The 25,217-nt window shown below is 61.8% G+C and carries 20 protein-coding genes and 1 tRNA gene; 4 read left to right on the top strand and 17 right to left on the bottom strand.

Annotated features, from left to right (window positions below):
* Positions 1 to 83 precede the first annotated feature (83 nt).
* Complete coding sequence (locus CLU88_RS07995) at positions 84 to 1,145, top strand: AbiJ-NTD4 domain-containing protein (RefSeq protein WP_099656138.1); 1,062 nt, start codon at positions 84 to 86, stop codon at positions 1,143 to 1,145.
* Positions 1,146 to 2,369: 1,224 nt separating this feature from the next.
* On the opposite strand, the gene CLU88_RS22760 is transcribed toward CLU88_RS07995, so the two are convergent.
* From CLU88_RS22760 to CLU88_RS07970, 7 genes are all read right to left on the bottom strand, one after another.
* Positions 2,370 to 3,149: a hypothetical protein gene (locus CLU88_RS22760; RefSeq protein ID WP_143225968.1), complete on the bottom strand. Its 780-nt coding sequence runs from the start codon at positions 3,147 to 3,149 to the stop codon at positions 2,370 to 2,372.
* Positions 3,146 to 3,844, bottom strand: a complete 699-nt coding sequence (locus CLU88_RS22755; protein ID WP_143225967.1) for a hypothetical protein — start codon at positions 3,842 to 3,844, stop codon at positions 3,146 to 3,148. Before CLU88_RS22755 ends, CLU88_RS22760 begins: the two co-directional genes overlap by 4 nt.
* Before the next feature lie 195 nt (positions 3,845 to 4,039).
* Positions 4,040 to 4,930 (bottom strand): MobA/MobL family protein, encoded by an 891-nt coding sequence (locus tag CLU88_RS07985; RefSeq protein WP_099656136.1) that lies wholly within the window; start codon positions 4,928 to 4,930, stop codon positions 4,040 to 4,042.
* 434 nt (positions 4,931 to 5,364) lie between these two features.
* A complete protein-coding gene (locus CLU88_RS22750) occupies positions 5,365 to 5,826 on the bottom strand; it encodes a hypothetical protein (RefSeq protein ID WP_143225966.1) in 462 nt (153 codons plus the stop codon).
* A 751-nt stretch (positions 5,827 to 6,577) separates the two neighbouring features.
* Positions 6,578 to 6,654 (bottom strand) — tRNA-Arg (locus tag CLU88_RS07980).
* Positions 6,655 to 6,855: 201 nt separating this feature from the next.
* Complete coding sequence (locus tag CLU88_RS07975; protein ID WP_099656135.1) at positions 6,856 to 8,727, bottom strand: M14 family metallopeptidase; 1,872 nt, start codon at positions 8,725 to 8,727, stop codon at positions 6,856 to 6,858.
* Between the two features lie 246 nt (positions 8,728 to 8,973).
* Positions 8,974 to 10,785, bottom strand: a complete 1,812-nt coding sequence (locus CLU88_RS07970; RefSeq protein ID WP_099656134.1) for a DEAD/DEAH box helicase — start codon at positions 10,783 to 10,785, stop codon at positions 8,974 to 8,976.
* 320 nt (positions 10,786 to 11,105) lie between these two features.
* Here CLU88_RS07970 and ettA point away from each other — a divergent pair, with 320 nt between their 5' ends.
* Both ettA and CLU88_RS07960 read left to right on the top strand, forming a co-directional pair.
* Positions 11,106 to 12,767, top strand: a complete 1,662-nt coding sequence (gene ettA / locus CLU88_RS07965; RefSeq protein ID WP_099656133.1) for an energy-dependent translational throttle protein EttA — start codon at positions 11,106 to 11,108, stop codon at positions 12,765 to 12,767.
* A 63-nt stretch (positions 12,768 to 12,830) separates the two neighbouring features.
* Entirely contained in the window at positions 12,831 to 15,251 is a 2,421-nt protein-coding gene (locus CLU88_RS07960; protein WP_099656132.1) for a DUF1631 family protein, read from the top strand.
* A 37-nt stretch (positions 15,252 to 15,288) separates the two neighbouring features.
* On the opposite strand, the gene CLU88_RS07955 is transcribed toward CLU88_RS07960, so the two are convergent.
* From CLU88_RS07955 to CLU88_RS07905, 10 genes are all read right to left on the bottom strand, one after another.
* A complete protein-coding gene (locus CLU88_RS07955) occupies positions 15,289 to 16,611 on the bottom strand; it encodes a TAXI family TRAP transporter solute-binding subunit (RefSeq protein WP_099656131.1) in 1,323 nt (440 codons plus the stop codon).
* 94 nt (positions 16,612 to 16,705) lie between these two features.
* Complete coding sequence (locus tag CLU88_RS07950; RefSeq protein ID WP_099656130.1) at positions 16,706 to 17,716, bottom strand: P1 family peptidase; 1,011 nt, start codon at positions 17,714 to 17,716, stop codon at positions 16,706 to 16,708.
* Between the two features lie 44 nt (positions 17,717 to 17,760).
* Positions 17,761 to 18,192, bottom strand: coding sequence for a copper-binding protein (locus CLU88_RS07945; protein ID WP_099656129.1), 432 nt, complete (start codon positions 18,190 to 18,192; stop codon positions 17,761 to 17,763).
* Positions 18,189 to 18,704 carry a DUF411 domain-containing protein gene (locus CLU88_RS07940; protein ID WP_099656128.1) on the bottom strand — a complete coding sequence of 172 codons (516 nt, stop codon included), beginning with the start codon at positions 18,702 to 18,704 and terminating at the stop codon, positions 18,189 to 18,191. Before CLU88_RS07940 ends, CLU88_RS07945 begins: the two co-directional genes overlap by 4 nt.
* Before the next feature lie 209 nt (positions 18,705 to 18,913).
* Positions 18,914 to 19,405 (bottom strand): plastocyanin/azurin family copper-binding protein, encoded by a 492-nt coding sequence (locus CLU88_RS07935; protein WP_099656127.1) that lies wholly within the window; start codon positions 19,403 to 19,405, stop codon positions 18,914 to 18,916.
* A gap of 15 nt (positions 19,406 to 19,420) precedes the next feature.
* Positions 19,421 to 20,803 (bottom strand): multicopper oxidase family protein, encoded by a 1,383-nt coding sequence (locus tag CLU88_RS07930; protein ID WP_099656126.1) that lies wholly within the window; start codon positions 20,801 to 20,803, stop codon positions 19,421 to 19,423.
* 28 nt (positions 20,804 to 20,831) lie between these two features.
* Positions 20,832 to 22,283: a TolC family protein gene (locus CLU88_RS07925; RefSeq protein WP_099656125.1), complete on the bottom strand. Its 1,452-nt coding sequence runs from the start codon at positions 22,281 to 22,283 to the stop codon at positions 20,832 to 20,834.
* Entirely contained in the window at positions 22,280 to 22,747 is a 468-nt protein-coding gene (locus CLU88_RS07920) for a hypothetical protein (protein ID WP_099656124.1), read from the bottom strand. The genes CLU88_RS07925 and CLU88_RS07920 overlap by 4 nt, the downstream gene beginning before the upstream one ends.
* Before the next feature lie 350 nt (positions 22,748 to 23,097).
* Positions 23,098 to 23,592, bottom strand: coding sequence for a hypothetical protein (locus CLU88_RS07910; RefSeq protein ID WP_099656123.1), 495 nt, complete (start codon positions 23,590 to 23,592; stop codon positions 23,098 to 23,100).
* Positions 23,593 to 23,652: 60 nt separating this feature from the next.
* Entirely contained in the window at positions 23,653 to 24,288 is a 636-nt protein-coding gene (locus tag CLU88_RS07905; protein ID WP_099656122.1) for a YitT family protein, read from the bottom strand.
* 452 nt (positions 24,289 to 24,740) lie between these two features.
* Here CLU88_RS07905 and CLU88_RS07900 point away from each other — a divergent pair, with 452 nt between their 5' ends.
* On the top strand, positions 24,741 to 25,214 hold the full coding sequence (locus CLU88_RS07900; RefSeq protein WP_099656121.1) for a Cd(II)/Pb(II)-responsive transcriptional regulator: 474 nt from the start codon (positions 24,741 to 24,743) through the stop codon (positions 25,212 to 25,214).
* Positions 25,215 to 25,217 lie beyond the last annotated feature (3 nt).

Raw genomic sequence — 25,217 nt, 5'->3', positions numbered from 1 at the left:
GGCTATGCCGCTGACTAAACTTCAGCGTTAGTAGTCGCAGCCGCTACCTCTTCTACCCGCGGGCAGTTCACAAGTCCTCACCAATGCTCACTGACATCTTCGCGTATCGGTACCTAAAGTATCCAATTTGGTCTGTCTACTCGGAGTCGGAAAGGCGACTCTTGAATCAGACCATCGCGCTAGCTAAAGATATCTTTCCCTACTACAGTACGGACGGGAAGGAGATCGAGGCGAATAAAGCGAAGTGGAAGCTTCTGCACGATCGCCTTGCTCGCGAACTTGGCGTTGACGAGTTAACTCGGCGGTACTACTCGTACACACAGAAAGGCCCAATGGGTCAAGACTGGCCCGTCTCCGGCTTCTTCGGCTGGGACTATGCGTGTGAGCAGTTCGTACAGGCACTCCCGCCAGCCGGATTGGCAAACCCGGATAACTTCATCAAGGAGCGCCTCAGCTTCATTGAACTAGCCATGCGCCTGCGCGAAGAAGAGATCGCCCAAGCGAATGCACGGCTCCCTCAGACGCTGATGGATGCGAAGTTGCGAGATAGCACACTCTCCCGGGGACTCCGCCTACCGGGAAGCGCCGTCGATAGCGCCAAGGCTTGGAACGCCACATTGAATGCGACGTTTCAATCACAGGTAGATGAACTGAATGAAAGGTTTCGTCGAGCGTCGGCACCTCTGACATATCACAATGGCTTCGTTCAGGTTTCTCTCGATCAGACCATTGAGCAACAAGTCGCGAAGCCCTTTTGGCAACTTGTCGCCGATCCGATATGGCGCAACGTCGACATTGACATAAAGGAGGCCCTTGATCGCCGTGACTCCAACGATAAGGATCCTGCCATCTTCGCCGCGAAGGCCCTGGAGAGCGCGATCAAGATCGTGTCCGACGCGAAGAGTTGGACCAGGGGCAATGAGAATGGCGCAGCCGCGTACATTGATAACCTCATGAGCAAGAGCAATGGTGGCTTTATCGCAGTTTGGGAAGGCGAGATGCTGAAGGACTACTTTCGCAAGGTCCGTAACTCTCTCGGGCATGGCCCCGGCTCAGAGCCAATGCCCGCACTCTCGCTAGCCCAAACCGACTGGGCTATAGAAACGGCAATGTCTTGGGTTCGTACGCTCGTCCGCAGGATGTGAAGGCGACGCCTAATTCCTCGCTCAAGCGGAGCGCCAACGGCAGGACGCCAGGCCCGGTCTAGCGGTACGCGGTACATTTTCGCCAGCCCGGGCTTGGCGTCCTGCCGTCGTCGCCCGCTTAGCTCGACCGTTGAGCGTCCGCATTCATTTGCGGTGACCGGCTGCTCCTGGCCGACTGCGGCTACACCTCTCCACGACCCACGGCCATGGCGATTTGGTATGCGACGTGCTCGGCCTGCCCCTTTCCTGGGTAGTCGTCAGGGACAACCTCAATAGACTCGACTTCAAGGCGACTTCCATTCTCAGAATTCGCCCGAGCGACCCCAGCAAGTATCTCGGACACGTGATTCGACAGATCAAACTGGACCGCAGTTTCTGTCCGGTTCATCGCAAGTAGCCGAATCAACGTTGGGCCATCCGGTGGACTTTTTCCAAACCGAACGGAAACCAGAACGCACTTTGGGCCGGTCACGTGCTGATAGCGGTAGAAAACTGAGCGCTGAATTCGTGTGATGTCCATTTTGGATTGCGGTTACGAATGACAGGTTCTGGCCGAATTCTGCCGTAGAAGAGCGCCTGCGCATCGCGCTGGTGGTTTTTCTTCTAATCAACATAAGGCCAGTTGACTCAAATTGACTAAAAATGAGTCAATTTGAGTTAGCTTGACTATTAAAGCGCTTGGCGTTTCGCATCGATTTTTCTCCTGTGGTTGTTATGCACCGGGCCGCTAGATTCAGAGCCGGAACAACTGTTGTCTGTTGCCCGTGCAAGTGGCCCCTGCTTGCACCGTTCCCCTGAGTTCTTCGCCGTGCCATACGCAAACCCGTGATTGGGCTTGTGCAGGGGGAGGGTTTGTAAAGCTCTGCTTTACGGATACCCCCTGCACAAGCCCAAAGGCCCCCTGGGGCCGGTCATGGGTTAGCGTTGGCCTCCGAGGCGAAAACTCATGGGAATGGTGCTGGGCGCGCTCTTTGACGGGCAACGGACGCCGCGCGGCGAGCGCTTCTCGGCGCGAAGCAGCCGCTAATTTGCACAGCATGGCGCGTAGCGCCTTGCAGGGGGCGTTAGGGGGTGAGGGCTTGGCCGAGGGGGAGGCCTTCAGGCGTCCCTCTGCACGAGGGATCGTTAGTCGGTCGCAGGCCGATGAAGACTGCTTGCGGGCTTCACCCTTTGGGCAAGAGCCCGGCCCCGCCCTTTGGGCGGGGCGTGCCCTGGAATGAGTAGCTAGCTCGCTCGCAAAAGACTCATTAAATAAGCGCCAACACCAATCATGGGTAAGACAAATATCAACATTATAAAAGCGGTGAGTTGATTTCTCAGTTTTGAGTTTTGTTCTCGCAGTTGTGATTTTGATTTTTCCAATTCCTCTATTTCTTTGTTTTTCCTGTTTTCTATAATTATTTTGTCAATGCGAAAATCATCCCAGAGATCCCATGCTTTTTCCGCAATTTGCTCTGCCGATAGATCAGAGTTTGCGAGGGATTCGTAGTTCGATAGTGCAAACTGGAGCACTAGCGGACGCCAAATGTATTCGTGCTCTGATGCCTCGTCAGGTAAATATGGTTGGTCGGAAAAATCATAGAAATTAATTCGTGAAAATAGTTTGTGCTCTAGGTTTGATGCTTGATCTGCTCGATTAAATAATACCATCTCAACGAGTAAAAATATTGGGCCATGCGACTCTTTGGGATATTCATTTCTTTTTATTCCTGCAATGTCTATTAGTTTGTGTGCGCATTCATGCAAATAGATGCATGCTATTGTTTCTTTTCTCCAAAATTGATATTGCCCACTCAAGTAAATGAATGGTTTTAATCCGCGAAAGTGCCGAACAGGGCTCATGCCGGCGCAGGGGTATTTGCCTGTGTGTAGCGGTGATATGGTTACTTCAATTTTTCTTTCGAAGCGGCAAGCGTCAACAAGAGGTAAAAGAATATTGTTCAGCCACTTACTCTTTGCTTGATCAACAGGCGCATATTCGCAAACAGAGACTTGCTCGCTCATGGCTCAACCCCAGAACTTTGCTCACCGCTGGATTTTTCATCCTGTGCGTTAGCCTCTAGCTTCTTTTGGTGAACTACTGGAGCAAAAACATTAATCAATGAGTAAATAAAGTTTTTGAAAAATTCAAAAAATATATGAGGGTTTGAGAATGGCTCTGTTAAACCCTTTGCTATATTGCTTTGATGAATGTAGCTCAGGCCATCATCGACACCATGTTTGATGATTAACTCCGCGATGTGGTGTTCCAGCTTGGGCATTTCTCCTCGTTCTAGTGAGAAAAATTGATGTGCCTCCGAACATAAATACGCCATTTGTATTTGGCCTGCATGCTTTGAGAAGAAAGTGCTGAGAATGTCTTGAACGTCTTGCAGATCATTACGATCGTCTTGTAGTTTTGTGACTAGATCCTCAGCGTCTTGATCAACGTATTGCCACCCGATTGCATTTACAAGGCGCTCTGAAAATTGATCATCAGCAAGGTAGTCTTTTTCTTTGTCGATTTGAAGAAGTCCATTGCTTGCATCACTCCACCATTTAAAGCTTTTCAAATTGGCAATGAAATTGCCATCATCGACCTCGTAGAAAATTCTATGCGCTAATGAGCAATCAATTGGGCCTGGTTTTTTCCAAATCTCCGCTCTTTCATCATTGGAGAGAAGTTGTTGTTTTTTGTTTTTTTGGATCAAGATAGACATTAGTTGTGTTCCTTGCAGGTTGCGCCAAAAACCATCAAATCAGGGGCTTCAGTTAATAAGCGTGTTGTCTCCGGTGGCATTTTGAGAAGTTGCTCAAACGCCTGCCGATAGGGGATGGGTTCTGATATGGTCTTCCATGTACATTTGCGACCTCTGCGATATATTCTTTTCTGAATAACAAAAATATCGGAATTTTCATATGGAAGGTGATTCAAGTTCATTTGAATTACTCCGTTTTTGAATTGATTTAGATTGAATTGGGACGAGGTGCGGTGTGGGTTTTGGTGACCAACCCAGGCTGACCAGCTCCCGCTCTATCTGGCGCGCTTCGTCATCGATTTCGCGTTTCCGCTGGGGGCGGTCATGGACGTTTAGATCGTCCCGGCGGCGCGAACCGACACCGCGCCGCAGGCGCGCCGAGGCTGTTGGGCCGAGGTGTTGACCTGGCTCTCGATTTACGATGCCTTGGTCAACTAGGCTTCGGTGGTCCACTCGCGCAGCAAAGCCCGCCCGTGCAAGTGCTTTGTTTGTAAGCTCAGCCAAGAGTGCACGCGTTTTAATTAGCCACTCCTGCGGCTTGAGGTCTTCCGTTTTTCTGGCTCCACCGCTCGCCGGATTTTTTCCTCTGGCCGCAGCTCTGGTGAACCATGTTTTTGAGTCGCGGTCGCACCCGTCATTCACCCGCTCACTCACCATCAAATGGACATGTGGGTTGCCCCCCTTGCCCTCATGTGCTGCGAGTAGAAACGGAAGTGGGACGCCTTCGTCTGTTCGCGCTACCCGTTCGCAAAACTGAAGCGCAAGGTCAAATTGTTTGGCCGGGCTTAACTCGATCGGGAGAGCAAATTCCAGGCTTTTGAAGAGCCTGCCGTTTGCTCTCTCATGTAGATCTGCCGCCTGCCAGTACTCGAGTCGCTTGTTTGGACCTGAGGCCCAATTTGGCATGTTCCCGGCCTGCGAAAAAATGCAGCGGTCGAGGCCCGCTTTTTTGTACTTGCCCAGCCGCAAAACGTAGGCTGCGCTTGCAGCTGCGCTCGCTCCGCCAGCGCGCGAAGCAGTCCTCGCGCGCAGGTGAAAAATAGCCATGCTATTCACCTGCGCTGCAGGGGAGCAGGGGGGCGCAGCCACCCGCCGCACACGGTTTCATTTCACATTGTGAAATGAAACCGGTATGTGCGCCCTGTGCCTTTTGGCACATGGGAGTTTGGGTGCGGCACGCAGTCATGGCGCGGCTCCAGACCCGGGCGCAGACGAAGAGGGCGGAAGGTCGAAAAGGGCGCGGTCATCCGTCCGACTCACCCATGATGAGAACGCCCGACCTTGCACGACAAGCTGCGCTGCACCATCTCGGCCAAGTTGATCGAGCAAAAACGCGCCGACTAAAATTTTCCGGCGCGTGTCCCGTGCGCGTTCGACCTTACCCTGAGTAGCACGCTGGCGCGCTTCTTCAGCTCGCGCCCTAGCCTTGAGTTCAGCTAGTTTTTTCTCCAGCTGAAGTATTCTTTGCTGCCGAGGCGTGGTCATTTTTTGCCCCCTTGCAAAAGCTGCAGCTGCAGCCGGCGCTCAGCGTGTCTTTCTCTTATCTTCTGGGCTTCGAGTCGCGCAGCGGCGATCGTCTCGGGCCGAGCCATCTGTGTAGATACGGGCTGTGTTGGTTTGGAGGTTGTACCCTCAGCCTTGCGAAGCTCTGCTTCAGACTGCCAGTTGTACCAATAATCAGTGCCGCAGCGTGTAGCCTCGCGCGCCAGAAGTGCCGCCAATGCTCGTGGGTTTTTAATTCCGGGTTTGCCACGACCGCGCTGCCGGACTTGCCCTGCTAGCTCGTCGACAATGATTTGTGCATCCGGGTGGTGCGTCAAAAAGCGCGACAGAAATGCTTTCTCCGAATCCGTGATCGCACAGTCGTGCGCAAATTCAAGCTGAATTTCAGCCGGGTCCTGGTGCTCATTTCGAACCAAAACAAGCCGTGCTCTGGCGTTCATTTTTCACCCCCACGGCTCAGTTCCTTGCGAGGCCTGCCACGGCCTCTTTTTTGTCCGGGGGCGGGTGCTGCAATGCTAGGTTGGTGTGCGGCCTGACTCCCTGCGCGAAGCCAACTCTCAACTTCGTCGGGCAGCCAAATATAGTTACGCCCAACGCGGCGTGCGGGGTGGGGTAACCGCTCGGGGTTCAGGCGCATGGTTCGCAGAACCACGGACCGACTTTGCCGCACGATTATTGAAAGTTCGTCGACACCGATCGTTGCGACCGGTAAGCTTGATTTTGGAGTGATGTTCACAGTCACTCGGCGCCATGGCAGGCGCCGACCATAGTTGTGTTTTGTGCGTCTCGCCGCCAGACGCATCGTCCAGCCGCCAATGACTGAACGTGTTCGGGAGTCAGAGCTCCCGAGCGGGCAATTTGTCACCGCTTGGACCTTGCCTTGCATCCCAGAACACCGCCCGCGCAAAGCGCTGGGGGGTGGTCTAGGCTGACTGTGCGTCAGGCAAAAACCGAGCATCCCGAAGCCGCAGGCTTCGAGTGTGGCAATCAAACACAACTATGGACGGCCGATTGTTTCGACCTGTTTGAACTTTAAAAGAGTTTTCTACGCATTGTCAAGCGGCATTTCGTCGCGACAGTTCGCGGCAAAAATGTGCGGGAAATGTGCGTTTGCGAGAGTCTTCGAAAGTCGTTTTTAAACTTCGAAAAATCACCAGAGTCGCCATAAGTTGTTGATTTTTATGGCTGTACTGGCCTGCCCGGAGGGACTCGAACCCCCGACCTATTGCTTAGAAGGCAATTGCTCTATCCGGTTGAGCTACGGGCAGATGGATGGGATAGCCTCAATGGGTTTTGAGGTGCTGTGCATGTGCACATGCTGAACCCGAGAGTCCGATGATAACCCGCAGACACTTGTCCGACGGGGCTGTAGGCGCAAATATGCGGACCAATGCCTGCTGTGCCGATGTGCTTTTGGTCCTTTTCAGACCGTTCAGCTTGCAGCAGGTGAGGTGCCTTTGGTGTCTGAATCAGTCGGCTTCTTCAAAAACCAGGGAGGGGGTGGCCATGACGCGAGCTGTGTGCTCCAGCTCGCCGATCAAGTGGTTTGCAAAGTAGCTACTCTGGGTATCGGGCTCTAAAGCCGCCACGGCGACGTGTGCCAAGGCTTGGTTCAGCGGAATGTAGTAGCTGCCGGTGGGGACGTCGATGGCTGCGCGCACTGGTGCCACCTTGATGCGGATGGTGTCACTGCTGGCTGCAATGGCGCCCCGCACGTCGCGCCGTTCCCCGATTTCTCTTGCGGTTTCCTGGTATTTTTCCGCGAGTAGCGAGCCTGCTTCTGCAACCTTCATCACTTGAACGCCCATCAGCTTGAGCCGCTCTACAGCAGCGGTTGCACTGGCATCCAGCCAGTAGCCGCATGGGCGTGCCCGGGTCTGCAGTTTGCGCAGGCTCAGTGAGGAATTCCAGTCCACCCGCAGGCTGCGATCTTCTCCGGTGGTTGGGTCCAGCAAAATAAGGTCGCGTTGGGTGGGTGTGGCGGCGGCTTCGGTTACGACTTGGTCGCGGCAAGCCTGCGCAGCGGTGTCTCGTGCAACAAATGAGCGCACTTGCTCCAGTGGGCCTACCTTGTCGGCCGTGCTGCGCAATGCGCTGGTGATGGCTGTGACCTGGGTGTGTACCCGCCTTTGTGCGTGCAGCCTGCCAATACCAACGCCCCGTGTTTCGATCAACAGGCTTACCGCATTTTTAAGTCCGTGCACATTTCGGCCGGTGTCGGGCTGTGTGCCGCCCATGGAAATGCTCTTGTCTTCGCGGTCGGTGGATGTGGTGTAGTACCACTCGCTGCTCAGGCCTTGCTCTTTCAGGGCTGCCACCATGGGGGCGTGGTACCACTCCAGGGAGGCCTTGGTCAGAAACTCTGGGTAGTTTGCTGTCGTCGCATGCTGCAGCAAAGCATCGTATTTCTGGATGGCATTGAACTTGTCCTTGAACCGACCTGCCACGGTGTATTCATGTGAGTCAATGACAAGCAACGGGCGGTAGTCGCGTACCAAGCGTGCTATCGCTTGGGCCTCGGGGGTTTGCAGCAGCAGGTGGTCGCGGTTCATGTCGACACCGTTGGCCGTGTTGCGCGTTCCTGCTTCGGCGCCATCGGGATTGGCGCGCGGCACCACAATCACGTTGATCTTGTCCAGCAGCGCGTCGAGCAGCCCATTAGGGGCCAACTCGCGGGCCATGATGAGGAGAGCTTCCGCTCCTGCCGGCTCGTCCCCGTGCTGCTGCCCTAGCATGATCACGGTGGGGCGGCCTGCAGTTTCCAGTGTGGCTGGGCTGGGGTTTTTGGCTTTGGTCAGCAGCAAGCCCAAGATTGGAGTGCCACGTTGAGACACGCCTAGCTGAAGCAACTGGGGAGGTGGGGTGGTCCCAGATCGCATGTCTGCAAGCCCTGTCAGCCATTGCGCTAGCTCGGCATTGGTGGTGAATGAGCGGCGATCTTTCCCAAGCCCAGGGGTGCTGTATTGGATGGCTGGATCAGGAAAACGTGCTGCCACCGCTGCGCTGTAAGGTGGCGTGAGTGGTTCTTCGTTTCTGCCCACCAAAGCTGGGGTTGGCAGGACAGGCGTCGCTGTGGCTTCGGCTGCTTTAGGTGTGGTGCCGAGTGGAGGCGGAACCTGCTTGGCCGATGCGGCGCGTGGCAACGGTGCAGGGACTGTTGCCGTGGGCTTGCTCCCGGCGCTGGGCCACGGTGGCAACGGTGTGCTGCTGCAAGCCGCCAGCAAAGCCGCTGAAATGATGGTCGCGGTGAGTGCATGCAGCCGCCACCTGCCGCTTGGCTCGGGGCTCTCAGGCATTGACTGGGGGCCAAGGGCATTGAAGAGTGCGGAGCGCAAAGTCATGGTGTGGGGCTGTAAAGGTCGCAAGAGGGCGTCACGGAACTTGCGGATGTTACCCGTTGATGCCTGTAGGAGATGTTGGCGTGTGGCTGCGGGTTTACATCAGCCTGCACTGCGGGCGTGGGTGCACCCAGGGTGTAATGAGTTTGTGGGCCATCTGCAGTTCTGTCACTCAGATGTGACTGTGCCCGACATCCCTGGCATCTTTGCGGGAGGTCGGGCACTCAGACCCTCAGCGGGTGGATGAACTTAGCGGTTGAACGAGCCGCCGCGAGGGCCGCCGCCAGACCCGCGAGGGCCGTTGCTGCGGCCGCCACCGCCGCCGTATCCACCGCCGCCATTGCCACCACCACTGCGGTAGCCGCCACCACCGCCACGGCGACCGCCGCCGCCCATGCTGTCTACGCTGGTGCGCATCGGGTCAGGCTGGCCGCCCGCCGAATGGCCTGAGTGGCGGTTGCCTGGGTTGCTGTGACCCGAGTGCGTTCCCAGGTGGGCATTGGCGCGCGGAGGTTGCGAGTCGTCATAGCGATTGCCGCCACCGCCGCCTTCGTAACCGCCGCCGCCGGAGCGACCGCGAGGGGCTTGGCCGCCAGCGCGTGCGCCGCCGCCCTGGCCACCACCACCGGCACGACCGCCACGTGGGCCATTGCCGCCGCCATTCGCTGCGGCACCGCCACCGGCGCGACCGCCACGGCCACCGCCGCCATTGCCGCCACCGGCAGGACGGGGGCCGCGCTCGCCGCCGCCATTGCCGTTGCCTGCACCCTGGCCGGCTTTGTTGGTGCGGATGCGTTCCATCATTTCACTGCGGGCGGCCTTGGCGGCGGCCTGCATCACTTCGCGGCTTGGGGGCTTGCCTGCACCGCCCCAGATCGTCTGGCGGCCCATGGCAATGGGCTCTGCCTTTTCACCTGCGTCTGGGCCAAAGCCCTCGATGACTTGCACTGGAATCTGCTGCTTGGTGAAGCGCTCGATGTCCATCATGAAGCCTTCTTCGTCCATGCAGACCAGGCTCACGGCTTCGCCCGTAGCGCCTGCACGGCCCGTACGGCCAATGCGGTGCACATAGTCTTCGGAGACGTTGGGGATTTCGTAGTTAACGACATGGGGCAGATCGTCGATGTCGATGCCGCGGGCAGCAATATCGGTAGCCACCAGGGCGCGGATATCGCCACTCTTGAAGCCCGCCAGGGCCTGTGTACGGGCACTCTGGCTCTTGTTGCCATGCAGTGCCATGGCTTGAACACCGTTTTTGGTCAGAAACTCGGCTACGTTGTTGGCGCCAAACTTGGTGCGGGTGAATACCAGCACTTGGCTCCAGTTGTGCTGCTGAATGATGTGCAGCAGCACTTGCTTCTTCTTGCCACGGCCCACAGGGTGAATCACCTGGGTGATGCGTTGCACCGTGGTGTTGCTGGGCGTGACCTGGATGCTTTGCGGGTTCTTGAGCAGCGTGTTGGCCAGTTCGCGGATTTCATCGCTGAATGTGGCGGAGAACAGCAGACTTTGCTTGTCTTTAGGAACCAGCGCCAGGACTTTCTTGACGTCGTGGATGAAACCCATGTCGAGCATGCGGTCGGCTTCGTCCAGAACGAGAATTTCGACGGTAGAGAGGTCCAGGAAGCCTTGCTGCTGCAAGTCCAGCAAACGGCCTGGTGTGGCAACCAGCACGTCCACACCACGCTTGATGCGGTCGATTTGCGGGTTCATGCCCACGCCACCGAAGACCACAGTGGAGTTGATGTCCAGGTATTTGCCGTAGTCGCGCACCGACTCTTCAACCTGGGCTGCCAATTCACGGGTGGGGGTCAGGACCAGGGCGCGGATGCCCTTGCCGCCGAACTTGCTTTTGGGGGCTGTGCCCTGGCTGAGGCGGTGCAGCATTGGCAGTGTGAATGCTGCGGTCTTGCCGGTACCCGTCTGTGCTCCGGCCAGCAGGTCATGGCCTGCGAGTACGGAGGGAATCGCCTGGGCCTGAATGGGGGTGGGTGTCTCGTAGCCTTGTTCGAGCACCGCCTTCAGGATGGCAGGAGCCAGATTCAGTTCTTCAAATTTCATGTCGTAGATTGCGCCCGTCCGGGCGCTGGGTATCGGCCTGTCGTCGCAACCAAAGAGGGGTTGCTGAGCCAGTCTCAGGCAGATGAGGTTCAAGATTGGGAGCCAGGAAAGTGATTCCTTCGTCCCCAGCAAACTGCTGATGTGACGAGCAACTGGAGCCCGTTACGCCGCTTATTGTCGCATGGCCCGATAATCTCGGTTTGAACGCAGAATTTCTGCCCACTTTCGCAGGTTGAACAAGTAATGGCCCAATACGTTTTATCGAAACAACTGCCCGCCTTTGGCGGCCTTCACTCGCTTTGCTCGTGGGGGGGCATGTAATGGCTCAGTATGTTTTCTCCATGAACCGCGTCGGCAAGATCGTGCCGCCCAAGCGGCAGATTTTGAAAGACATCTCCCTGAGCTTTTTCCCAGGCGCCAAGATCGGCGTGCTGGGGACCAATGGCTCGGGCAAGTCCACCCTGCTGAAAATCATGGCAGGCATTGACAAGGAAATCGAAGGCGAAGCCATTCCCATGGCGGGCCTGAACATTGGTTACCTGCCTCAGGAACCCCAGCTGGACCCCACCCAGACCGTGCGTGAAAGCGTGGAAGCTGGCATGGGCAAGGTGTTCGCCGCCAAGGCGCGCCTCGAAGAGGTCTACACCGCCTACGGCGCCGAAGACGCCGACTTTGACGCTCTGGCCGCCGAACAGGCCGAGCTGGAAGCCATCATCGCCACGGCTGGTACCGACTCCGAGCACCAGCTGGAAATCGCTGCCGACGCGCTGCGCCTGCCCCCGTGGGATGCCAACATCGGCGTGCTCTCCGGCGGTGAAAAGCGCCGCGTGGCGCTGTGCCGCCTGCTGCTGTCCAAGCCCGACATGCTGCTGCTCGACGAGCCTACCAACCACTTGGACGCCGAATCGGTGGACTGGCTGGAGCAGTTCCTGCAGCGCTACTCCGGCACCGTGGTGGCCATTACCCACGATCGCTACTTCCTGGACAACGCCGCCGAGTGGATTCTGGAACTGGACCGTGGGTCCGGCATCCCGTACAAGGGCAACTACTCCGACTGGCTGACCCAAAAGGGCGCCCGCCTGGAAGCCGAACAAAAGGGTGAAGAAGCCCGCGCCAAGGCCCTGAAGAAGGAACTGGAATGGTCGCGCCAGAACCCCAAGGCCCGCCAGGCCAAGAGCAAGGCCCGTCTGGCCCGCTTTGAGGAACTGAGCGACTTCGAATACCAAAAGCGCAACGAAACCAACGAAATCTTCATCCCTGTGGCTGACCGCCTGGGCAGCCAGGTGATTGAGTTCAAGAACGTCACCAAATCGTTTGGCGACCGCGTGCTGATCGACAACCTGAGCTTCAACATCCCTGCAGGCGCCATCGTCGGCATCATCGGGCCCAACGGCGCCGGTAAGTCCACGCTGTTCAAGCTGATTGCGGGCAAGGAAAAGCCGGACTCGGGGGAAGTCGTCATCGGCTCCACCGTCAAGATGGCCTTTGTGGACCAGCACCGTGACGACCTGTCCAACGACAAGACGGTGTGGGAAGACGTGTCGGGTGGGCTTGACATCCTGAACGTCGGCAAATTCCAGATGGCCAGCCGTGCCTATTGCGGTCGCTTCAACTTCAATGGTGGCGACCAGCAAAAGAAGGTCGGCATGCTCTCCGGGGGGGAGCGTGGCCGTTTGCACTTGGCTAAGACCTTGATTGCGGGCGGCAACGTGCTGATGCTCGATGAACCGTCCAACGACTTGGACGTGGAAACCCTGCGCGCCTTGGAAGATGCGCTGTTGGAGTTTGCTGGCACGATGTTGGTCATCAGCCACGATCGCTGGTTCCTTGACCGTATTGCCACCCACATCTTGGCAGCCGAAGGTGACAGCCAATGGACGTTTTTTGACGGCAATTACCAAGAGTACGAAGCGGACAAGAAAAAACGCCTGGGCGAAGAGGGCGCCAAGCCCAAGCGGATGCGTTACAAGGCACTCAAGTAAGGTTCCAAAGTTCTGCAGGTCAAGTAGGATTGCAACTGGAAACCCCTTTTTCTTCCTTTCACCATGTCCCAGGCAGCGTCCCGTTCGAGAACTGTTTTTCGCGCCTGCGTCGTTAGCGCTGTGCGCGAGGGCGAAGCGCTCATGGGCAAATTGGTGGAGGTCACGCGCAATGCGTTGACGCAAGAGGAGTCTTCAGTTCGCAACGTCCAGCAGCGCAACAACATCAGCGATGCGCTGGGTGTGCTCAAGCAGCACGAAGCTGGCATGGTCAAGGGCTACTCCATGGCCTTGCTGGAGATCTTTGCAGAAGGCCCTTCCAACGCCAAAGCCCGTCCGGCCGACGAGACCGGGATGGATTTTGGCGAGCTTTCGCTCATGGACGAGAGCGAAATGCAAGACCAGGTGGAGCTGTCCAAGGCACAGCAACAAGCGGTGCATGCGACCGAAGCGGTGTTGGCAGAGCTCAATACCTTGGTCAGCTCGGCCCAAGGCCTGCGCAGCGTGCAGCCCGAGCGCAATCCTCTGCGTCCCGAAAATTACATCCGCGCTTTGCAGCGTGTGGTGTCTGAAACGGGCGCTCCGTCTGAGGTACGCCAGTTGTGGATGCAACACATGCGTAGCCTGCTGGGTAAGTTATTGGAGGTGGAATACCAGCGCTTGGCCAAAAGCCTGCGCGAGCAAGGCATTGAGCCCGTGGGCTATGCCGTGCTGGGCTCGCCCGCCATGGCTGGGCGCACAGGCTACGGCCCGGCGCAAGGCATGGGGGGGGGCGCGGGGTATGGCAGCGGCTATTCCACGGGCTACGGGCAACCCAGTGGGTACGGCGGCACCACGGGCTACGGTGGCAACACAGGCTATGGCCGTGGCATGGGTGGGCACACGGGCTGGCAGGGCGAATCGGCCATGCAGCCGCAGATGGCTGCCGAGGCGGAAGAGGCCATCTTGACGGTGGGCATTCTGCGCCAGATGCTGGCGGGGGGCGACCCCTTTGACCCCCGTGGGGCCTATGTGGCCGTGCCTTCTCAGGCGGTGCCCTTGCAGTCTGGCCAAATGCCTGCGGTGGGCTGGGTGGATGGGCGCACGGTGGTGCCCAGTGGCCATGCCGCCATGGGCTCTGCCTACGCGGCAGTGCCTGCAGTGGCGGCCGACGCCATGGAAGACATTGCGCAGCTGGAGAGGTTGGTCAACCGCCTGAGCGGCGGCAGCCAGGCGGCGCCCCTGTCTGCCTGGCGCGCACCCACCCAAATGGGGCAGCCCATCTACACCGTGCCCTTCGTAGCACCCACAGAATCGCCCGTGGTGGCTGCCGATGTGGTGGGGGGCATGATGTTGGCCCTGGCGCAGGACACCCGCTTGCTCCCTCCGGTGCAGCGTGCAGTGCAAAACTTGGAGCCCGCGCTCAAGCAGTTGGTGCGGTTTGACCCCCGCTTCTTCTCCGATGCAGGCCACCCCGCGCGCCGTTTGCTGGACGAAATGACCCAGCGCAGCTTGGCATTTGCCTCGGAAGAGGCCCCAGGGTTTGCCCAATTTGTGCGACTGATCAATGAAGCGGTGGCCCATTTGGCGGCAAGCCAGATCAAGGACGCCACGCCCTTTGAAACCGTGCTCAAGGCGCTGTACTCCGCCTGGGACACCCAGGAGCAGCGCGCCAAAGCGAAAGAAGCGGCGCAAAAGAGGGTCCTTCAGCGGGCCGAGCAGCGCGCCATGCTGGCCGAGAAAATTGCGGCCGACATCCGACGGCTGCCCGACATGGGGCAGGTGCCTGCCGATGTACTCGACTTTGCCGCAGGCCCTTGGGCCGATGTGGTGGCGCTGGCGCAGGTGAGCCAGGCCGATGGTGCTGAGGATGACCCAGGGGGTTACCTCGCGCTGGTGCCTATGCTGCTGTGGAGTGCGCAGCCAGAGCTGACCCGGCTGGAGCTGGACCGGCTGACGCAGGCGATCCCCGACATGCTGGCCAAGCTGCGTGAGGGCTTGCGCACCGTGGATTACTCCGCCGCCAAAACCAGCACATTTCTGGAGCGGCTGGTGGCCTTGCACCAGTCTGCGTTTGAGATGCCCATGCCCTCGGGCACCTCCATCCCCTTGCCTCAAGGCGAGGTGTTTGCCGAGCCGCCCGACAGCCTGGGCTCTGAAATGCCGTCGGAAGACAGCTTGCAGGCCGTGCTGGACACCGGCAGTGGTTCTGCCGCCAGCGATGCTGTTGCCGACCCCTTTGCCAACTTTGTGGTGGGCGCCTGGGTGGAGCTGATCACCAACCAGCGCCCAGTGCGCACCCAGCTGACCTGGGCCAGCCCCAATGGCACGCTGTTCCTGTTCACATCGCCCGATGGCAGCACCCAGTCCATGACGCGGCGCATGCGCGACAAGCTGGCTGGCGAAGGCACGCTGCGTGTGGTGCGGGTGAAGTCGTCTTCGCGCAGTGCCAACTCGGCCCCGGCAGGCCTGTCGCGTTCCGTCGCCAAGTCGGCCAAGGGCCGTTAACCTCGGAGCGCTCTGGCCTTTGACAGGCTGGGCCTCTTCAAGCCCGTAGCAGCTTCTTGCGCACCAGGTGGATGTGGTTGCGCAGTGCATACAGCTCGTCTGCGTACGACAGCGGCACCGTCACCTTTTCCACCTGCGCTTCCAGGGCATCCAGGGCTTTGAGCATCTCGGGATGCTCGGCGGGTTGAGACTCCACGGTGTCTTCAATTTCCCGCAGGCGGCCATACCAGCGGAACACGCGCGAGCGCACCCTGAACTGGTACAGCGGCGGCACGATGCGCGACAGCGGCAGCAGCGCGGCCAGCAAAATACCCAGCACCAGCCACATCCGCTCAATCAGGTTGGCCAGCCAGAACGGCAGGTAGCGCTGCATTATCGGCACCGGCTCGTTGATGGCGCGCTCGCCCTCCTTGGCGATGGGCAGTTCGCTGTGCCGCATGTTCGGAAACTCCCGGGCGCGGTTGAACCAACCCGGGCTGCTGTGCAGCCGCTGTGCGTTCTGGGCAAACAGCGTGAGCAAGGCCGGGTGGGTCGATTCGCGGGCCAGCAGCGATGTGGTGGACGCCACCATGCGCACATCCCGCGCGGGCACGTTGCTGGCCAAATCCACCACCCCACGCGGCAGCGTGACGGGCGAGAGGAAGGGGAAGCGCCGCGCATAGGCCTCGTGCTGGGCAATGTCGAGCAATTGCACTCCGGGCGTTTGCAGCAGCATCTGCACCATCAGCGACTCGGGGGCCGACGCAAACACCAGGGCGTCCAGCTTGCCCGCCAGGAAGGCCACGGTGGCCGGGGTCTCCTCCAGCCGGGACATGGTCACCGCGCCTTTTTCCAGCCGGTTGGCTTCCAGCAGCCGGTCCATCAAGGTAGGCACACCACTGCCGTCCGACCCCACATTCACCCGCATGCCACGCAGCTGCCGCAGCCCATCGAGCCGGGGGCTGTGGTGCAGGCGCAGTGCAGCGTCGGTGCGATAAAACAGCCACACCGGCTCGACAAACAGGCTGCCCAGCGACACCAGCTCATCAGGGTCCTCAGGCAGTAGCTCGGCCGTGCCGCCTTGCACAAAGGCCAGGTCGGCCTGGCCATCGCGCAGCAACTGCAAGTTGGCCGACGAACCATCGCTGGGCAGCAATCGCACCTCGATGCCCTCGGCGGCCAGTGCTTTTTGGTAGCGCTTGCCAAACTCTTCGTACGCACTTTGCGCCGGGCCGGTGGCCAGGGTGACGGACTTGGGCGGCGTGGGGTTGAGCCACCAGTACGCCAGCGCCAGCAGGCCCACCGCTAGGAAAGCCAGTGGGCCTGCAGACAGCAGCAGGTCGCGCAATGACAGCAGCGTGGATCGAAGGGCCTTGGACATGCGGGAGTTCATTCTGAAGCGGAAGAAGCAGAGCAGGGCGCCCTTGCAGGACACCTGCGAAGACTTTGAACAGGTTCTTAGACCCTGTTCAAAGTCAGGAAGGGCGCCAGTCTGCCATGCCCGGCAGGTGCAGGCCTTCGGCGGTTGTGACAGAACGTGCGGCCAGCACCGCCCGTGCCGTGGCGCGTGCGGTGGCCTCGGCGGCCATGGTGGCCAGCACCATCATGCCGGGGTGGGCTTCCACACAACCGGTGCCCAGGGAAAACACGGTGTCGCCGTCGCTCATGGTATGCACGGGATTGATGCTGCGGGCCAGCCCGTCGTGTGCCGCAATGGCCAGCCGGTGGGCCTGCACTTTGGTGATGCGTGCGTCGGTGGCCACCACGCCCAGCGTGGTGTTGGTGCCCGCCAGCAGCGGCTGGGGGAGCTCGCCGCGCAGCAGGGCGCGGCGGGTGTCGCGCAACCCGTGGCCGTCGTCCGTGCGGGCGCCCGCCAGCACCTGGGCGGTGTCGGGGTTGAGCACATCGCCCAGGGCGTTGCACGCCACCAAAGCCCCCACCGTGACGCCCGCCACCGTGACCGATGCTGTGCCCACGCCACCCTTCATGGCGTGGCCTATGCCAAAAATCTTGCCCACGGCCGCGCCTGCGCCCGCGCCCACGTTGCCTTCTGCCGGGTCGGCCCGGCTCGCGGCCTGGCAGGCGGCATAGCCCGCTGCCGCATCGGGGCGGATGCGCATGTCGCCCACCAGCAAATCAAACAGCACCGCCGCAGGCACCAGCGGCAGGCGGCCCACGGCCACGTCAAAGCCAATGCCTTGCTCCTCCAGCCAGCGCACGGCGCCCGTGGCCGCATCCAGCCCCCAGGCGCTGCCACCGGCCAGTACGATGGCGTGCACTTTTTCGACCAGATTGGACGGGTGGAGCAAGTCCGTCTCGCGGGTGCCGGGGGCGGCCCCGCGCACATCCACACCGGCCACGGCGCCGTCACGCGCCAGGATGACGGTGCAGCCCGTGGGGCGGTGGCTGTCGGTGTGGTGGCCAACCTCAATGCCCGCCACGCGGGTGATGCTGCCAGCGTCGCTGGCGGGTGGGGTGCTGCTCATGGCCCGATTATGGGCTGGGGGTTATCGCCGGTTTGCTGGCTGCGTCATGGTGCCGGGGCAATGTGCGTCAGCACATAGGCGCCTTGCAACTGCTCGGCCCTGAAGCGCACCTTCACGCCCGCTTGCAGGGCGCTGCCCTGGTCGGCGTTTTGCACCTTGAACACCATGGTCATGGGGGGCATGCCCAGGTTGGCAATGGGGCCGTGGCGCAGGGTGACTTTGCCGCTGCGTGCATCCCAGCGCAGCACTTCGCCCTCGCTCAACTCGGCCGCTGTGGCCGCCTGGGCGGGGGCTGCAGCCGGTGCGACGGAGGTTGCGACCTGGGTGGATGCCGTATGGCTGTCGTGGGCTTCGCCGTGGTCGTGGTCGTCGCCCGCAAAGGCCGTGGTCGCGCCGAGCATGCCCAGGGCCAGCAGGGCGGCGCGCAGGTGGGAGGCCGTGCAAGGTGTTGTGTGTTGGCGGGAGTTGTGGCTCATGTGGATTCTTTCTGGTGGCCAGGGTAGCTTTTGAACACGCGGGTGCTGCCATCGCGGGCGACCAGCAGCACGTCATAGGGGTCACGGCGGTTTCCGTACACCGCGCCATCCATGCCGGGGGAGCCCACGGGCATGCCGGGCACGGCCAGGCCCAGGGCCTGGGGCTTTTGCTTCAGCAGGGCGCGCACATCACTGGCGGGCACATGGCCTTCCACCACGTAGCCGCCCACCAGCGCGGTGTGGCACGAGCCCAGCTTTTGCGGCAGGCCCAGGCGGGCGCGCACGGCATTGTTGCCTGTGGCGTGGATGGTGACGGCAAACCCGTGGGCCTGCATGTGGTCCACCCAGTCCTGGCAGCAGCCGCAGTTGGGGTCTTTCCAGACTTCGACCGGGGTAGCAGTGGGGGCGGCTGCGTAGGCCGCGAGCGCAGGCCCTGCCAGCGCGCAGGCCATGGCCTGGGCCAGCCACTGGCGGCGGGTGTTTTTCGTTGGGGTGGGTGTGTAGTGAGTCATGGTGGTGCTCCTGTATTGCAATTGCAGTTCAATCCAATGCGCCGTGGGTGTGCCGCTGCCCTTGGGCCTGGCACGGCCTAGGCCAGCACCCCCGCACAAGGGCCTACGCCGGCCGCGCCGCGCCGCCCCGCCGTGCTGGGGGTGTCCCCCTCCCGCATCGCGCAGCGAAGCGAGAGAGGGGGAAGGCGCGAAGCGGCTCAGGGGGTGTTTCATTTGGGCTTTACGGTGATCGTGCCCTTCATGCCCGCGCTGAAATGGCCAGCGATCAGGCAGGCAAATTCGAAGCGGCCTGCGCGATTGAAATGCCACACGATGTCGCCGCGTTGGCCGGGTGGCACATGCGCCATGTAGGGCTCGTCGTGTTCCATGCCGGGGTGCTTGGCCATCATCTCGGCATGGGCCTGCAGGTCAGTCTGGGTGCCGATCACGATCTCGTGCAACACCTGGCCCTGGTTGGCGGCCCGCAGGCGAATGGTGTCGCCCTCGCGCACTTCGATGTGGCTGGGGGTAAAGCGCATGTCGTCGGTCATGCGCAGGGTGATGGTGCGGCGCACGGCCTGCGCGTCGCCCGCAATGCCCCAGGCCTTTTGCTCTTTCACTGGCGCAGTTACGGGCGCGTGGTGTGGTGCTGATTCATGAGAAAAAACGGCGCTAGCGCTTACCAATAAAGCGCTAGCAGCTATAAATTTAATAGTATTCATGGTATGTGGTGGGGCTCAATGCTGGTGGCCGCTGGCGGCGGGTTTGCGGGCGCTGGGTTCGGTGGGGGCGGTGCCGGGGGCGTCCACGCGCGCCGGGCGTGGCGTGGCGGCAGGGACGCCTTGCCATTCATAGGCGAGGGTGCCCGGCGGGTGCTGGAAGTCGCCGGGGTCGCGGTAGTCGCTGGCGCCCAGGCCCTGGCGCACCTTGAGGGTGGTGAACATGCCGCCCATCTCCAGCGGGCCAAACGGGCCGGTGCCGGTCATCATCGGGAAGGTGTTGTCCGGCAGCGGCATTTCCATGGCGCCCATGTCGGCCATGCCGCGCTCGCCCATCACCATGTAGTCGGGCACGATCTTCTGGATCTTGCCCACCAGCCCCTTGTGATCCACGCCGATCATGGTGGGCACGCCGTGGCCCATGGCGCCCATGGTGTGGTGGCTCTTGTGGCAGTGCAGGGCCCAGTCGCCCAGCTCGTCGGCCGTGAACTCGATCTGCCGCATCTGGCCCACGGCCACGTCGGTGGTCACCTCGGGCCAGCGGGCGGTGGGGGGCACGGGGCCGCCGTCGGTGCCTGTCACCTCAAACTCATGGCCGTGGATATGGATGGGGTGGTTGGTCATGGTGAGGTTGCCCACGCGGATGCGCACGCGATCGCCGCGGCGCGCCACCAGCGGGCTGATGGCGGGGAAGGCGCGGCTGTTCCAGCACCAGATGTTGTGCTCCAGCATGGTGTTGACCTTGGGGGTCTTGCTGCCCGGCTCCACGTCAAAGGCATTGATCAGGAAGGCGTAGTCGCGCTGCACCTTGGCGATGTGCGGGTGTTGACCCTTGGGGTGCGTGATCCACAGGCCCATCATGCCCATGGCCATCTGCACCATTTCGTCGGCGTGCGGGTGGTACATGAAGGTGCCAGGGCGGCGCGCCACAAACTCGTACACAAAGGTTTTGCCCGGCTGGATGGCGGGCTGGGTGAGGCCGCCCACGCCGTCCATGCCATTGGGCAGGCGCTGGCCGTGCCAGTGGATGGTGGTGTGCTCGGGCAGTCGGTTGGTGACGAAGATGCGCACGCGGTCGCCTTCGACCACCTCGATGGTGGGGCCGGGGCTTTGGCCGTTGTAGCCCCACAGGTTGACGAAGAAGCCCGGGGCCACCTCGCGCACCACGGGCTCGGCCACCAGGTGGAATTCTTTGACGCCCTGGTTCATGCGCCAGGGCGTGGTCCAGCCGTTGAGCGTGACCACAGGTAGGTAGGGGCGCCCGTTGGGTGGCACCAGGGGCGGTGCGGTGTCGGGCGATGCCTGGGTGGCGGGCTCGGGCAGGGCGGCCAGTGCCACGCGGCTGACCGATGTGGCCGCGACGGCAGTAGCGGCACCGGCGAAAAATTGGCGTCGTTGCATGGGGTGTCCTGGATTTTTTGGAGAGAGGTCAGTGGCCACGGCTGTCGGCGGCCTCTGCTGGTGTGGTGGTGCCCAGGGCTGTGGCTGGGGTGTCGAGTGCGCCGATGAGGGCCAGGCGCAGGTCGGTGTCGGCCAGCCAGAAGTCGCGCTGCGCCTCGATGGCGCGGGCGCTGGCGGCGGCGGCGGTGCGGGCTTCGGCCAGCAGGTCCCACACGCTGGCCAGCATGCCGTTGTAGCGCAGCGTGGTTTCGCTCTGGATCAGCGCGCGCAGCGGCAGCACTTCGTCGCGCTGCTGGCGGGCCAGGTCGTGGCTGGTGCGGTAGGTGAGCCAGGCGGTGCGCACCTCGGTGCGCGCGCGCAGGGCGGTGTCTTGCAACTGGGCGGCGTTGCGCTCTACCTCCAGCCGCGCCGCCGTGCGGGCCGTGCCGCCCCAGTCGAACAAGGGCAGGGGCAGCTCCAGCTCCCAGCCCCGGGTGGTGTCGCTGTGGCCGCTGTCCCGCTCTGTGGTGGTGTTGCGCTGGTAGCCCAGGCCCACGCTGCCAAACAGGGCAGCTGCACCGGCCCAGCCTGCGCGGGTGCTGGTGGTGTCGAGCTGGCGGCGCGCGGCCTGCAGGTCCAGCCGCTGCTCAAGGGCCTGGGTTTCCAGGGCCTGGGCGTTGAGCACATCGGCGGGCACTGCGGGTAGGGCAGGCAGGCTGCTGGCCAGCGTAAAGCTGGCGTTGCCACCCCACAGGCCCAGGGTGCGGTGCAGTTGCTCGCGCGCCGTGGCGGCGGCCAGCTGTGCCCGGGCTTGGCTGGCGCGGGCATCGCTGAGCAGGGCTTGCTCGCGCGCCCATTGCAGGCGGCTCCAGTTGCCGGTGCGCGCCATGCGCTGGGCCAGCTCGGCACCGGCCTCGGCGGCCTCCACCATGCGGCTGTGCACGGCGGCCACCTGCTCCGCGGCCACGGCGCGCAGCCAGGCGCGGCGGGCATCGGCGGCCACCTGCAGCACGTCTTGTGCGGCCAGCAGAGTGGCATGGTCGCGGGCCTCGGCCTGGCGCTGGGTGCGCCAGGGCAGGGTGATGAGGTCGAGCAGGCCGAAGCTGAGCGATCGCTCGATCTCCCGCTCGTGCCCATTCACCAGCCGTCCCAGGGTGAGGTGCGGGTTGGGCAGTTGCAGGGCCTGCACACGCTGCGCATCTTGAATGCCCAGCTCTGCCAGCCGCACGCGCAGCGCGGGCTGGTGCAGCAAGGCAATGCGCACAGCGTTGTCTTGCGTCAGTGGCTGGGCCAGCCAGGTGCGCAATTGGGCCTGTGCCTCGCTGCGTGTGGCTGGGTCTGCGGGCGGGAGTTGTGCGGCCAGGGTGGGGGCGCTGCGGGCGGCTTGCTCCATGGCACGGCCTTGCAGGCCGTCGGGCGACACGCTGGCGCAGCCTGCCAGCACCGTGAGGGCGGCGGCTGCGGCGGTCAGTCGCCAGAGGGTGGGCACAGTGGCGTTCATGGGCGGCCCCCCTGGGGTGTGGTGGATTGGTCGGTGTGGTGGCCGTGGGGCATGGGGTGCGGCCCTTGGTCATGCATCTGCTGGGGCATCTGGTGGCGCATGCCGGGGTGCGGTGTGCCATCTGTTTTGGCTGCTGGGGGCGATGGGGTTGAGGGCTCCACAGTTGCGGTAGCGTTGTGCGCCTCCCAGTTCACGATGTCGGCATGGCCGCGTGGAAACTCGGCCACGGCGCGGTTGGCGGCAGTCCAGTCCCATTCGGCAGGGGCTTGGGGGCTCTGCAGCGGCAGGGTGGGGTGGTGCAGCGGCGCAGGGGTGTTTGAACCCTGCGCTGGCTGTGCCAAGGCGGGTGCAGCCAGCGTGCTGGCCAGTAGCCACGCCAGCAGGCGGCTGGTGGTTGGCAGGCGTAAAAAGGGCGGGCAGCGCCGCTGGGGGGCACGGGCCCAAAAATCAAGGTGCGATGGCATCGCGGTCTCCAAAAACAAGCTCGAAGGAGCGTTGCAGTCAGCCGATTCGGGCCACTGCAGACGCACTACGGGTGAGAACCTGTTCAAGGTTTTTTCAGAGATCGCGTTGGAGTGCAATCGGGATGAGTGGATGCAACGGATGCGCCGCATGGGCTTTTGCCCATGCAAGCAGCCGGGGCATTCAATCGCCCGATTTCACTCCAACCCTTCGGGCAAGTGCCTTGCCGGGCGGTCTGCGGCGTTGCGGCGCTTGTGGATAGCCGGGCTATCCACTGCGCACCGCGCCTTGCATCCCATCCCGGTATGGCGCTTGCGCGACTCTGAAAAAACCTTGAACAGGTTCTTTGAGTTCAGGCGATGGGAGGCTTGTGGGCCAGCGCGACGGGGGCGTTGGCAGGTGTGCGCACGGCGCGCGCAATGGCGGCTGTGGGGGCTGGGCCCTGTGCGGCTGGCGGGGCCGCAGGCAGCACCATGGTGGCATGGCAGATTTCGCACACGGTGCAGGTGCTGCTGTGGCCGTCTGCACAGGTCGATGTGGGGCCGGGTGTGGCTGCTGCTGTGGATGCACAGTGGGTGTGATCGTGCCCGTCACCCTCTTCGCTGTCGTCGCAATGGGTTGCCTGCGCAGCCGCGTGGTCCATCGCACCGTGGTGGTCGCTGGGATGTGCTGCCTCGGCATGTGGGTCACCGTGGGCCGCTTCGCCCATCTGTGCTCCTGTCTGTGCGGCCATCACCTGGCTGTGGGCCACAGCCACCGGGGGCAGCATGCCCGCTGCCATGGCCGTACCCACCAGGCCACGCAGGACCAGGAAGGTGATCAGCAACAGGGACAGGGCGCGGCGCATGGGGTGAATGATACGGCGGCGGTGGGGTTGGTTCCGTCGCGCGGCCTTTTTGATCCGCGCTCAGGTCGCCATGTAGCGGCCGGGCCGGTGGTTCATGGCCAGCACCAGGTTCAGCGCCACGGCCCCGGCAATGGACCACACCACACGCAGAGGCTCCACCGTCCACAGGGCCAGCAGCACGACGCAGCAGTCCACGGCCATCTGCACCTTGCCTGCGCGCCAGCCGTAGCGGTCTTGCAGGTACAGCGCCAAAATGCCCACGCCCCCCAGGCTGCAGCGGTGGCGAAACAGCACCAAAAATCCGGTGCCCGTGATCAGCCCACCCGCAATGGCGGCGTACAGCGGTTGCAACTGGGCAAATTGCAGAAACTGCGACTGCAGCTCGGTCAGCAGCGACAGCAGCAGCACGGCGATGAAGGTCTTGACGGTGAAGGCCCGGCCCAGTTTGCGCAGGGCCAGCCAGTAAAAGGGCAGGTTCACCACAAAGAAAATCTTGCCGAAGCCAATGCCCGTGGCGTAGTGCAGCAAAAACGCCAGCCCGGCGGTGCCGCCCGTCAGCAAGCCGGCACTGGTGAAAAACGCCACGCCCACCGAAATCAGCAGCACGCCGGTGAAGATGGCAACGGCGTCTTCGGTCAGCGAGTGGGGCACCGCAACAGGGGGCGGCGTGATGGGGGCGGCGGTGGAGCGGGACATGGCGGCAAAAGAAAGGGAAGGCTGGATTGGACCATGCAAGCCCTGTGCCTGGGCTTGCTGTGGGTCAAGAAGCAAAGGGGCGCTGGCGTTGGTTGGGCCAGGGGTTTTTCAGGTTTGTGCTCTGAATGCTATCAATTGAATAGCTGGTGGCGATTGATTCTAAAGCGCTAGGGACCCTCTGCACCAATCGCCGCGCCGTGTGCATCTGCGGTCTCGGGCAGTCTGCGGCGTTGCAAATACTCGCAATAGCTACGGCTATTGCTGCGTTTTGCGCCTTGCATCCCATCCCGATCCGCAGCGCACACTTTCCGCTCGATTTGTGCAGAGGATCCCTAGAGGCAGTTTTTATCAAAATATCGTGCTGTTCGGGCGTGCGGAGATCCCGGGGCCAGCCTGGCGGCTTGCCGCGATGGCATGATGAAAACCTTCAAGTCACTCAAAGGCATGGCTCTATGGCGCAGTCGCTGGCATTGCATCGCATTGGAGAGGCCGCCCGGCAGTCTGGTGTGTCGGCCGCCAATATCCGCTACTACGAAAAAGAAGGCTTGCTGCTGCCCGGCGCCCGCAGCGACAACAGCTACCGCCTGTACAGCGCGGACGATGTGCACCGCCTGCGCTTCATCCGCTTGTGCCGCGCCATGGACATGTCGCTGGACGAGGTGCGCACCCTGCTGGCGCTGGACTGGGGCCGCAAGGAAGACTGCCATGCCGCCTGCGACACGCTGGACGAGCACCTGCAGCATGTGCGTACCCGGCTGGCAGAGTTACAGGCCCTGGAGGCCGATTTGCTGGCCCTGCGCAGCCGCTGCGATGGCACCGACGAACAGTGCCACATCATTGAAGCCCTGCACCAGCGCGCCGATGCCCAGGCGCCTGACACGCTCGCCGCCTTGGCGGGTGCGGCGCCCGGCAAGCGCCATGTCTGACCC

Origin of the sequence: Acidovorax sp. 56, from assembly GCF_002749705.1 — a bacterium.
Classification (GTDB): domain Bacteria; phylum Pseudomonadota; class Gammaproteobacteria; order Burkholderiales; family Burkholderiaceae_C; genus Acidovorax.
The sequence above is the reverse complement of the archived record's forward strand: the minus strand, read 5'-3'. Positions and strand labels throughout refer to the sequence as shown.